Origin of the sequence: Sporolactobacillus inulinus (assembly GCF_006539285.1) — a bacterium.
Taxonomy (GTDB): domain Bacteria; phylum Bacillota; class Bacilli; order Bacillales; family Sporolactobacillaceae; genus Sporolactobacillus; species Sporolactobacillus inulinus.
The window spans coordinates 1-11,134 of record NZ_BJMS01000101.1; the positions used below are offsets into that span (position 1 = coordinate 1).

12 protein-coding genes are annotated in these 11,134 nt (G+C 42.6%); 7 read left to right on the forward strand and 5 right to left on the reverse strand.

All coding sequences use genetic code 11. The annotated features are described in order from the left end of the window. Positions 1-104 precede the first annotated feature (104 nt). The 6 genes from SIN01_RS12240 (at position 105) to SIN01_RS12270 (ending at position 3,974) form a co-directional block, all read left to right on the forward strand. The gene (locus SIN01_RS12240) at positions 105-284 is read left to right on the forward strand and encodes an SHOCT domain-containing protein (RefSeq protein ID WP_010025307.1); all 180 of its coding nucleotides are present in this window, start codon (positions 105-107) and stop codon (positions 282-284) included. 36 nt (positions 285-320) lie between these two features. Beyond that, positions 321-572 (forward strand): SHOCT domain-containing protein, encoded by a 252-nt coding sequence (locus SIN01_RS12245; protein ID WP_141306106.1) that lies wholly within the window; start codon positions 321-323, stop codon positions 570-572. Positions 573-638: 66 nt separating this feature from the next. Beyond that, the gene (locus tag SIN01_RS12250) at positions 639-1,325 is read left to right on the forward strand and encodes a response regulator transcription factor (RefSeq protein WP_010025311.1); all 687 of its coding nucleotides are present in this window, start codon (positions 639-641) and stop codon (positions 1,323-1,325) included. Beyond that, entirely contained in the window at positions 1,322-2,683 is a 1,362-nt protein-coding gene (locus tag SIN01_RS12255) for a sensor histidine kinase (protein ID WP_010025312.1), read from the forward strand. The genes SIN01_RS12250 and SIN01_RS12255 overlap by 4 nt, the downstream gene beginning before the upstream one ends. Positions 2,684-2,748: 65 nt before the next feature. Further along, a complete protein-coding gene (locus SIN01_RS12265) occupies positions 2,749-3,468 on the forward strand; it encodes a sulfocyanin-like copper-binding protein (RefSeq protein WP_237760104.1) in 720 nt (239 codons plus the stop codon). Between the two features lie 272 nt (positions 3,469-3,740). Next, positions 3,741-3,974 (forward strand): glutaredoxin family protein, encoded by a 234-nt coding sequence (locus SIN01_RS12270; protein WP_047034754.1) that lies wholly within the window; start codon positions 3,741-3,743, stop codon positions 3,972-3,974. Positions 3,975-5,031: 1,057 nt separating this feature from the next. Here SIN01_RS12270 and SIN01_RS12280 read toward each other — a convergent pair. The 5 genes from SIN01_RS12280 to SIN01_RS12300 all read right to left on the reverse strand — a co-directional run bounded on the left by SIN01_RS12280 (position 5,032) and on the right by SIN01_RS12300 (position 8,463). Further along, on the reverse strand, positions 5,032-6,000 hold the full coding sequence (locus SIN01_RS12280; RefSeq protein WP_010023839.1) for a permease: 969 nt from the start codon (positions 5,998-6,000) through the stop codon (positions 5,032-5,034). Between the two features lie 64 nt (positions 6,001-6,064). Further along, positions 6,065-7,234 (reverse strand): MFS transporter, encoded by a 1,170-nt coding sequence (locus SIN01_RS12285; RefSeq protein WP_010023837.1) that lies wholly within the window; start codon positions 7,232-7,234, stop codon positions 6,065-6,067. 186 nt (positions 7,235-7,420) lie between these two features. Next, on the reverse strand, positions 7,421-7,789 hold the full coding sequence (locus tag SIN01_RS12290) for a carboxymuconolactone decarboxylase family protein (RefSeq protein ID WP_130031235.1): 369 nt from the start codon (positions 7,787-7,789) through the stop codon (positions 7,421-7,423). An 18-nt stretch (positions 7,790-7,807) separates the two neighbouring features. Then, positions 7,808-8,041, reverse strand: a complete 234-nt coding sequence (locus SIN01_RS12295; protein WP_010023834.1) for a thioredoxin family protein — start codon at positions 8,039-8,041, stop codon at positions 7,808-7,810. 65 nt (positions 8,042-8,106) lie between these two features. Next, a complete protein-coding gene (locus tag SIN01_RS12300) occupies positions 8,107-8,463 on the reverse strand; it encodes an ArsR/SmtB family transcription factor (protein ID WP_010023833.1) in 357 nt (118 codons plus the stop codon). A 398-nt stretch (positions 8,464-8,861) separates the two neighbouring features. Here SIN01_RS12300 and SIN01_RS12305 point away from each other — a divergent pair. Next, the coding region (locus tag SIN01_RS12305) for an FAD-dependent oxidoreductase (protein ID WP_141306107.1) at positions 8,862-11,134 on the forward strand (2,273 nt) is incomplete at its 3' end.

Genomic DNA, 11,134 nt, shown 5'->3' on the forward strand with positions numbered 1-11,134 from the left:
TTATACCATGTTTTAAATTGAAATTTAATGAACTTAATCATAATTGTGCCACATTTTTCGGTAATAATGATTATAGAAACAATCCAAAGGAGGCCTTTCTATTGATGCTTCTTATAATTATTCTACTAGTGTTTGGTGGCTACTACCTTTTTCGTCAGACAAGCAGAAACGGGCTCAGCCGGGATAAAACGTCAAATGCGGAAGAGATCCTGAAACAGCGTTTTGTCTCAGGGGAGATTGACGAAGATACCTACAACCGGATGCTGAAAACAATCCGGTCTTAAGCGACAAAATTTAAATGACAGTTAAGGAGGATTTGTATGATGTTCAGAGGATATAATGGTTTTGGTGGATGTTTTGGCTATGGAGACGGATTTTTTGGGCCCTGGATGATGATGGGTACGGGTGTATTGCTGCTGGCTGCGGTCATCATTGTCGCCGTGATTCTGTTCAGAATGGCCTCACCTAAAAAAAAGGATGACGGTTCGCTCGAACTTTTGAAACTACGTTACGCAAAGGGAGAAATAAGCGAAGAGGAGTACTTAAAGATGAAGAAGGTACTGGGCAAATAAACAGCGGACGTATTTGATGAGGCAGGCAAAGCAGCATAATTCTCAAATGGGGACGAGTTGAGTGGAATGGACTATCATGTGATGATTGTGGAAGATCAAAAGGAAATACGGGATGTCGTAGCCAAATATCTTGAGAAAGAAGGCTACATTCCTTCTCTTGCGAAAGATGGCTTCGAAGCACTTGAGATCTTTGGCAGCCAGACCATTCACCTCATTCTATTAGATATTATGATGCCTGGAATTGACGGATTTGAGGTGCTGCGGGAAATCCGAAAGGTTTCCGACGTTCCGGTCATTATGCTTACAGCAAAGCAGGAGGAAATTGACAGACTTCACGGGTTTGACACGGGCGCAGATGATTATGTCGTCAAACCATTCAGCCTTAAGGAGCTAATGAAACGTGTTCGGGTGATCATCAAGCGGGTTTACCATGAAACCGATGAAATGGTTTATCATTGTAAAGCGCTGCACTTGCATACCGGCAGCATGAAGCTCTATCAGGGAGAGGAAGAGATTCCGGTCACTTCTGCCGAGTACGCACTGCTTCTTGTTATGTTTCGGCATCAAGGTCAGGTGCTGACCCGAGAGCAGCTCATTGAACTGGCATATGGAAACAATTACGAGGGATATGACCGCAACATTGACAGTTATATCAAGCGTATTCGTCAGAAAATCGAGGAAGACCCCAGGCATCCAAAGATGCTCATCACAAAATATGGTGCGGGTTACATTTTCGGGGATGTGAAACAATGACCATACGGCGGCAGTGGCTGATCATGCTGACCCTAACGGCCGTTCTTGCGATCGTTGTCAATACGCTGATCTTCAGTTCGCTCATCAACCGCTATTTTCAGACCTACACGACCAGTGAATATAATAAAAGCCTGTCACAGATCAAGAGTTTTTCAAAAATAGCACTTTCTCAAAATAACATGACTACCCGGCAGATTGAGGCGCAGCTTGCGTCATATTTGAACGATCCGGTTACCCGAATCACGCTCTATAAAGCGGATGGCTCGGTCATTGCGAATGTTAGTAATGACATTAGCAGCATGAACAATATGATGAGCGGTATGATGCGGCACAGGGCGCCGGGCACATTTTCCCAGGAGGTCGACCGGACGGAACTCAAGGAATCCGGCATTTCGATCGGCACGGTAAACGTGACGCACTACAGTTCCATCGGTGATTCTCTGACTTCCATGATGTTTCGTTCCGCGCTGATTCGCACCAGCCTGCTCTCTTTCGTTATCGTGCTGGCTTTACTGATAATAATCGGGCTCTTCGTGAGCCGAAGATTGAGCAGAGACTTAAGAAATACCTCATCTATGGCGCTGAATATCGATTTGGGAAATCAGGTGGATATTCCGCTCTCAAAAATCCGGGAGGTCCGGATTATCCAGCAAAGCCTGAAGGAATTGAAATCACGATTAAAGCTGAAACAAAAAGGGCGTAAGCGTCTACTTGATGAAATGGTTCATCAGACGCGGACGCCGCTCACAATATTGAAGACACATCTGGAAGGGTTTCAGGACGGGGTCATTGATCTGACACCAGAGGAAATCAAAACCTGTGAAATGCAGATCGAGAATATTTCCTCAATCATTTCCAATATGAGCGGTCTGCTGGATACCGAAAGAAAAGCATCCCCGCTCCGCGTCGAAGCATTCGAATTCAGCCATTTACTGCGACGAATTATTGCCGGGCTTAAGCTTCAATTCGATCAGAAGCAAGTCGCACTTTCCTTGATGAGTCACGAGAAAATAATGATTAAGACCGATTTGTATAAACTGAGCCAGAGTATTTACAACATCCTGACCAACGCTTACAAATTCACCCAACCGGGCAGTAAAGTGGAGGTTTTCTTCCAGGCGGATGAGAAGATGCTCACTATCGAGATCAGGGATACTGGTGCAGGTATATCGCCCAAAGAACAGCAGCATTTATTTGAAGCCTATTACAAGGGAAGTAACGCCCAGACGGTTCCCGGAGAAGGGTTGGGACTGTATGTTGTGAAGCAGAATCTGGAGCAAATCGGGGGAACGATTCGTGTCGCATCAGCGCCTGGTAAAGGAAGCAATTTTATCATTAGAATCCCGATGACGATTTAAAGCAGTATACCAATGCGATAAACAATCCTCTCGCAGATTCTTATAAGGAGGCATGGATCGTGAAAATGAGAATAACGATGGCTGCGTTATCCGTCGTCGGCATCTTTGCAATAGGATTAATCATCTTTGGTGCTATTCAAACAGTCTCTGCTGTATCCATACAAAATAAAACACGGACCCAAGCTGAAGCAGCACAAACAGATCGCAGTGACGATAATGTCAATCCAGATGCAGCGAGTTACGACCGATATGGTTATGGTATGATGGGTGGCGGTTACGGCATGATGAACGGGGCGAGAGATAGTTACAGTGGCCAAGCCAGTGTCACCGAATCTGCCGTTCAGAAGGATATTGCTGCTGCACAGAAGAATGCGCATGTTGACAAAAAAACGAATACCATTACCTATTCAGGCAATAGTGTGACGCTTGTCATTGCGGGCGGTCCCGAGAAGACCGATGGCAAATTTGTCATTGACGGCCTGGTCAATCCGAAGCTGGTCGTGACAAAAGGTGCTGATGTCACGGTAGCGTTTGTAAACGAAGACGCAGACATGCCGCACGCCTTTGAAATCACCGATGCCGCACCGCCCTATGACTATATGTCAATGATGGACGGAGGTATCTATCCGGGAAGTATCCTACGTGCATTGCCCAAAACCTCAGGCGGCCATTTCGCAATGGCCACGACCACATTTAAGGCAATTCAGCCAGGTACGTTCTATTATATCTGCCAGTATCCCGGCCATGCACAAAAGGGCATGTACGGTAAACTTTTGATTAAATAGCAAAGTAACCCATTAGATTAAACTAGAGTGAGCAAATCGCAGGATCAAACAGATCACGCGGTTTGCTTTTGTCATACTTTAAGTAATGTCATGAAAGCTGAATGAGGGCTGATTGAAAAAATGGTGAGCAAAACAGTTTCCATAATACCCGTATAGGTATATACTGCAAGTGTAGTCGGAACGAACAGTTAAAAAAACTGAGTTCTCGGCTCGCCGAGATAAGAAATCCAAATACTAAGATTGTGAAAAACTTTATAAGGGAGCTATGAATGATGAATGAAGTAACTGTGTACACGACCAATACTTGTCCTTATTGCCATATGGTGAAGAATTTTCTGAAAAAGCAAGGACTGCCATTTAAAGAAATCAATGTGCAGCAAGATCCTGCTGCCGGTCAACGTCTTGTGGAAACAACCGGACAAATGGGTGTACCGCAAACAAATGTGAATGGTCAGTGGGTACTCGGATATGATCCTGATCGGATCATGGGTTTTGTTCATGCATAATCTTGCCTGACCGGCAACAGGCTGAAAAATGTTGCATCTTAGGAGAAATTGAACATTTGCCGGTCGCTGATCAGACCATACGTGATCATTTCAAATTGTGTCGTCAATCTTTCTTCTGATAAACCCCCGGAGGGCGTCTTTCTGATATTATTTTGACGACTGAATTGCCTTTAGAAATTAAGAATGATCTCGATACTTCGTATTCCAGTCGCTTCTCATGTGCATTATCAATTAGTGTTTTGGAAAACAGGTCTCCGGGGATAGAGATTGAAAAGTACATTGTTTCATCAGTTATTCAAGCGATCAAACCATAATATGTAAGAATTGCCGACAATTGTCTGCTTTTTTAGATTTCTACGGACCAATTTTTTATATTGGGATGGCTTTAGGCATTGCTTTCACAGAAATCCATTTAGCATCCAAGAAGATATAGCAGGAAATGCCGTTTAAAATATTCTACTGAATCATGAATATTAAGATTTTTTTCATCCTGTGGAAATCAAAATATATCTAAAATTGATTGTAGGGTTAATTATGTCCAAGATCAGCCCTGCAGTAGAAAAGTTGGTTGCCAGATTAAGGGTATTGCACTCTCTGTATCCGTACTGACTGTTCTTGAACTGAATATGAGTTGGGGTATGTTCTATATGCTGTTGTCATTCTCTTTCTTAAAGAAAAACATAGCTATCGCTAATACGTTTTGGATGTGTCTTGATCATTATTAGCGGCCTGTTTGTAGGGGATTCATTGATTAATAGAACTAACAAACATGTCGTGAAGACGGATGGTTTTATTAAAATCGTCATATAGGCTAAAGATGCTTCAAAATTTATTAAAGAGTGGACATTGTAGGTTGAGATTCAGAAGGACATTTTTACTCAATCATACCAACGGTCAAACCCAGAAAGTTATATATGCGTTTATATAACTCTTTCATGAGTAGTCACCTGTGACACTGGAAGAGTATTTTTTTGTAAAAACAATAATAATTCCACCAAATCCAGTATGGGATCTGGCGGAAAATAGATGATAGAAAATTTATTTGCAGTTTACAAAATTATGCAATAATAAAATTAAACAAATAACCTGTAAATACAATCCCAAGGCCGACAATAGTAATAAATATTGCAAGCAGCTTCGGTTTCAGTACTCTCCTCAAAAGAATCATTTCCGGCAAGCTCAATGCGGTTACAGCCATCATAAATGATAATGCCGTTCCTGTTGCGACTCCTGCTCTTGTAAGCTCACTGACCAGTGGAATAACTCCTGCTGCATTTGAATATAATGGAATGCCGATTAAAACAGCAATAAGTACTGCAAAGGGATTGTCCTTACCGGCATATTCTGCTAGTGCTCCGGCCGGAATCCAGCCATGCATCACGCCACCTATAGCAATGCCGATGATGACATAGATCCAAATCTTCTTTATTAGATCCCATGTGAAAACCCAAGAATCCAATAATTTCTCTTTCATTGATGGATCTGGAATGTCTTGATCAGCTTTGACATTCATTTTATAGACATAGCCTTCGACGTATTTTTCAAGTTTCATCTTTCCTAAAATAATGCCGCCGACTATAGCAATCATTTCACCGGAAGCGATATAAATAAGCGCGATTTTCCAACCGAATAATCCGTATAGAAGCCCTAATGCCACCTCATTTACCATGGGAGCCGCAATTAAATAGGAAAAAGTGACTCCGAACGGTATCCCTGCTTCTACGAAACCGATGAAAAGGGGGACGGCTGAGCATGAGCAAAACGGTGTCACGATGCCAAGAAGTGCCGCTAGGATATGACCGATAAAAATGTTCCCTTTGTTTTTGGCAAGGATCTTTCTTGTTTTTTCAGGGGGAAAGAAACTTCTTAGAAAAGTTATTGCATAAATGATTATTAAGAGCAATATAAAGATCTTTATACTATCAAACACGAAAAAATTCAAAGCACTTCCAAGTTTGCTATCCTGAGCAATTCCAAAAATATTATAGACAAGCCAGTCGGCAAAGATCTGTATTGGCGTGAACATAAAGTCACTTCCTCTTTAAAATGGTCAGCGGAACATAATTATTTCAGTCATGGTTATTCTATTTTTATGATTCTGAGCTTGGGTTAAAGCTATTCTTGACAAGTAGAACGCTGAACGTCACCAACAGAAGCCCAAAACCATAGATGATAAACAGCGCTCTAAAGTTTGATGCAGCAACAATTTTCGCTCCAAGAGCAGTACCTATCCCACCACCACCCATAAAGCAGAAGGCGACGAGGGATGTGGCAACGCTTCTTGCTTTTGCTGCAAATTCTGTAGCCACAGTCAGGAAGGATGAATGAGCTAGCATGAAACCCAAACCCATCAGCCCAATTGCGATCACAACAATTGGCAGGGAATTTCCCAATACGATGAACAACAAATCCGCTAAAGAGGCAAAGCTAATACCAACAGCTGCAGTTTTCTTGCGGCCTATTTTTCTTGCTATTACTCCCGACTTCCTGCCTGCAAGTAATGCCATTAAGCCAAACGCAGTCATAACTATTCCTATCGCAAAATTATTTAATTCAAAAGTCTGCTTAATGAAGCCTCCCAGGAATGAAAAGGAACCAATTAAGAAGATACCTTCAAATATGACTAATGTATAGATAATTACACTTGATGGATTTTTGAGTACGTTTATATAAGGCATTATCGCCTTGCTTTCCTTGTTTTTTGTTGAAGGTATCTTTTTACCGATGGTAAACAGTAGGATGGAAGAAACAACGGCCAAAATTGCGTAAACTCCAAATACACCTCTCCAATTTAAAAAATATGCAATAGAGCCCCTGATCGCCATACTCAGCCCCTGTCCTAGAAAAGATATCCCCATAAATGTTCCTATTGCTGATTGTCTTTCTTCTATTGGGAACAAATCACCTATAAGTGCCAATGAAACTGGCATCACCGCTGCTGCAAACATTCCTGTTAACGCTCTGTATGCTGTTAAATCTGGCAGTGCAACAGAAAATGCACATAAGGTAGTCGCTATTGTAAACATTGATATTGAAAATGTGATAACCTGTTTCTTCCCGAATCGCTCTGCAAGATATCCATACAACAGCTGAAACAATCCAAATGGCAGCATGTATGCTGAAATTATCACTGAAGCAGATGTAACATCCACATTTAGGTTCTGTGCTATAGACGGAAGGATAGGTGAAACCACCCAATTGTCCGCCATTGTGACAAAACCCGCAAGGCCAAGTATCAACAGTATTTTTTTCTTATCCAAAGTATCATCTTCTTGTAAATTTGATTTTTAATCCATAGCTTTAGCTAGTTAATGCGTGAAAATAGTCGGCGTTTTATTGCCAAAAATAACAATAAGAAAAAGAAGGGTGGCGTTTTTTCGTAAAAAGATGGAAATGCCATTTGACCCCTTCTTCTCACCATCGGCATTTAGAAAAAAACAATAGGGTTAGGTTAATTTCTCTGTTTGATTAACTAGCAACTTCATCGCTTCCAGTGAAGCTGAAATAACCGTCGTACCCTTTACAAATCTGGCAGTAAGCAAGGCCTCTACAATCTCATCTTTGCTTATTCCTTGGATCAGCGCGCTTTTGACATATGAAATAATGCAGGTTTCTTGTCCTAATGCTGCAGCGGCGGCTATGCTCATTAGAAGCTTATATTTGTTTGGAACAGCGGTTTTGCTATACAGCCACTTTTTGTTGTTGACATGTTCAAATACTGCGCTTTCATCCAACTGACTCAATAATTTCATGGGAAGTGGAGTGCTTCCGGATTGTTTTTTCATTTGTTCTAGTAGGTCATGAATATTCATCATTTTTCCCTCAATCAAAAATTATTTTTTTAATAACCCGACAACCTCATCAACGGATAGAACTTTCCCCGCTGATACGACCTTCTCATCAATGGTTAGTGCAGGTGTACTCATGACTCCGTAACGTACAATTGAAGGAATGTCTTCAACCTTTTCAACAGTGGCATTGACCTGAGCCGATGAAATGGCTTCACGAACATTTTGCTCAAGTGCTTTGCATCGTTTACAGCCGGTCCCCAAAATTTTAATGATCATTTGAAATCGCTCCTTAATAATAAAAATTATAGATGCCAGACAAGATAAAACCATCCGCAAGGGATTTACTCGTGAGGTGTTGTTGATAGACAATTCAACGGTGTGCTTAATGTGTAAACAGTGAACTTCCCATCTTTTCTAGAATGGATTACTCCACCGCGTTCAAGAATTTTTAAATGATGGCTAATCGTTGATTGAGGCAATTGAAGCCCTGAAACGATCTCACACATGCATAGATCACTGATCAGTAACATGCCGACAATCTTTAATCGTGTCGCATCCCCAAGTGACTTGAACAGTTCAGCTTTCTTTTCAAGCGATTCATTGTTTCTTAGAAAAGTAAGTTTCTCTTTTGAACGAGCGATGAATTGCTTGATCTCTTCATCAGTTCGAATATTCCACGCTCTCTGTTCTGTGACCATTAAATAACCTCCTTCGCTAAACAAAATTATAAAACTAGTTGTATAGTTATGTCAACTGATGCTGATGTCATGAAGTGTATCAATTGCAGAAGATAAACGGGCAATTGCAAAAGTGACGTAAAAATAAAGGTCCACGCCTTGCAATATATAATCTATTGCTTATACAATTTTAATTTAGATATGTTTTCCAACAGATGAATGCGGCTTGGCACAGCTCTTAGTAAACGACTTTATTGTCAGTTAACAAAAAATCGATAATTGACCAAGGGAGAATGGTAAAAAGCTTCTCATCTTTTTTGATGGCTGAAAGGGTTGTAATCTGCATACCCTATAGGGTATAATGTGATTGAACATTGGCGAAAGTGTTGCCATGAATACGTGAAGCAGGAGGACCCATTGTGAAAAAGCGAATCATTATTGTCGGCGGTGTCGCCGGCGGTGCAAGTGTGGCGACACGGCTCAGGCGATTAAGTGAAGAAAATGACATTGTCATGTATGAAAAGGGCGCTTACATTTCTTTTGCTAATTGCGGTCTGCCTTATTATGTCGGTGGTACGATCCGTGAAAAAGACGCGCTGCTTGTTGAATCGGTTGAGAACATGGTCAAGGAATTCAATATTGAAGTTCACAACAACACAGAAGTAGTAGATATAGATCCGGAAAAGCACATCATTACAGTAAAAAATGTGTTGAACGGGGAAACGGCAACGGATCATTACGACCGTTTAATTCTTTCCACTGGCGGAAAACCGATAATTCCTAAGATCCCGGGACTTGATCAGGCGGATAATGTTTTCTCCGTACGGAATATACCGGATGTTGAGCGTATAAAGAATTATATCGATGCCCATAATGTGCGAAAAGTTACAGTGATCGGTGGCGGATTTATTGGTCTGGAAATGACTGAAAATCTTGTCGATCTTGGGCTGGAGGTCACACTGGTCGAAGCGAGTCCGCAAGTAATGGCACCGCTCGATTTTGAAATGGCGCAATTCGTTCATGAACAAATTGAACTTCATGGTGTGCAGCTCATTTTAAATGATGGGATTGCACGTTTTTCAGGGAACGGACATGCGGTAGTGCTCAGCAGCGGCAAAGAAATAGACACCGAACTAACCGTGATGGCGATCGGTGTACTGCCCGACAGTACATTGGCGCAAAAAGCAGGCGTAAAGACGGGCATAAAAGGCGCCATCGTTGTTAACGGGCATTTCGAAACGAATGTTCCGGATATATTTGCGATTGGCGATGTGATCGAAGTAAAAGATTTCATCACCGGCACTCAGACATTAATCCCGCTTGCCGGACCGGCCAATCGTCAAGGGAGGTTTCTTGCAGATTATCTAAACGGACTGGATGCAAAGAATCCCCCTGTGCTGGGAACAGCTGTGGCGAAAGTTTTTGCGCTCACGGTGGCAACCACGGGGAAAAATGAGCGTTTTTTGAAACAGGCCGGTATTTCCTATCGGGTGGCTCATTTACATCCCAATTCCCACGCTGGCTATTATCCCGGTGCAGCACCGATTGAATTGAAGGTGATCTATGATGAACAAGGGAAAATTCTCGGTGCGCAAGCGATTGGTACGGAAGGTGCGGACAAACGCATTGACATCATTTCGGCAGTGATGCGTTTAAACGGATCGATTGAGGATCTTCAATTGGTCGAAGTTGCCTATGCGCCGCCGTATGCCTCGGCGAAAGATCCGGTAAACTATGCTGGTTATATCGCGGCGGATCAGCGTCAGGGATTAGTAAAGACGATTGAATGGGATGAGGTCGATGCGCTGATTGAGAAACAGGCGTACTTCTTGGATGTACGCGAATCCTTCGAACTGGCTACCGGAAAACTTCCTGGCAGTCATCACATACCGCGAGGTGAATTGCGAGGCCGGCTTGCGGAGCTTCCCAAGGATCAGCCGATTTATGTGTATTGCTCTGTAGGGCTTCGCGGTTATAATGCGGCGCGAATTTTGGCACTGAATGGTTTTGATGTATATAATCTTGACGGCGGTTTGAAAACTTATGAACAAGCCAAATATGAGACGGGCCAAATGAATGCACAAGCTCATCCTGCAGCTCAAAGTGAGCTGTCTTCAACCATGGCAAAGCAAGCGCCTCAATGTACGAAAATTGAAGTAGATGCCTGCGGACTGCAATGTCCTGGACCTATTCTCAAGGTTAAGCAATCCATGGAGAAGATGAATAAGGGAGATATCATGCAAGTGCAGGCCTCTGATTTTGGCTTTCACAAGGATATTGTTGCCTGGGCAAATGCGACAGGTAATCAATTACTGACGAATGACATTGTCGGCAATAAGGTCGTTGCGACGGTGGTGAAGGGGGCCATGGCTAGTCGCGACGATGCTGCTCATGCGGTGCATACAGCCCCAGAATCTGGCGGTGCAACAACAATGGTGGTTTTTGACGGCGATTTGGATAAAGCAATTGCAACGTTTATTATTGCGACTGGTGCGGCCGCAATGGGTAAGCCGGTCACGCTTTTCTTCACTTTCTGGGGGCTAAATATTATTAAGCGACATGCCAATACGAAGATCAACAAGTCGGGAACTGACAAACTGTTCAGTATGATGTTGCCGAAGAATGCGAATCATCTGCCGCTGTCACGAATGAATATGGCCGGCATGGGCCCGAAAATGATTAAAAAGGTCAT

Excerpts from the sequence above, each read along its gene's own strand:
- SIN01_RS12240 (WP_010025307.1), top strand. The coding sequence starts at position 105 with ATGCTTCTTATAATTATTCTACTAGTGTTTGGTGGCTACTACCTTTTT.
- SIN01_RS12245 (WP_141306106.1), top strand. The coding sequence starts at position 321 with ATGATGTTCAGAGGATATAATGGTTTTGGTGGATGTTTTGGCTATGGA.
- SIN01_RS12250 (WP_010025311.1), top strand. The coding sequence starts at position 639 with ATGGACTATCATGTGATGATTGTGGAAGATCAAAAGGAAATACGGGAT.
- SIN01_RS12255 (WP_010025312.1), top strand. The coding sequence starts at position 1,322 with ATGACCATACGGCGGCAGTGGCTGATCATGCTGACCCTAACGGCCGTT.
- SIN01_RS12265 (WP_237760104.1), top strand. The coding sequence starts at position 2,749 with ATGAGAATAACGATGGCTGCGTTATCCGTCGTCGGCATCTTTGCAATA.
- SIN01_RS12270 (WP_047034754.1), top strand. The coding sequence starts at position 3,741 with ATGAATGAAGTAACTGTGTACACGACCAATACTTGTCCTTATTGCCAT.
- SIN01_RS12280 (WP_010023839.1), bottom strand. The coding sequence starts at position 6,000 with ATGTTCACGCCAATACAGATCTTTGCCGACTGGCTTGTCTATAATATT.
- SIN01_RS12290 (WP_130031235.1), bottom strand. The coding sequence starts at position 7,789 with ATGATGAATATTCATGACCTACTAGAACAAATGAAAAAACAATCCGGA.
- SIN01_RS12295 (WP_010023834.1), bottom strand. The coding sequence starts at position 8,041 with ATGATCATTAAAATTTTGGGGACCGGCTGTAAACGATGCAAAGCACTT.
- SIN01_RS12300 (WP_010023833.1), bottom strand. The coding sequence starts at position 8,463 with ATGGTCACAGAACAGAGAGCGTGGAATATTCGAACTGATGAAGAGATC.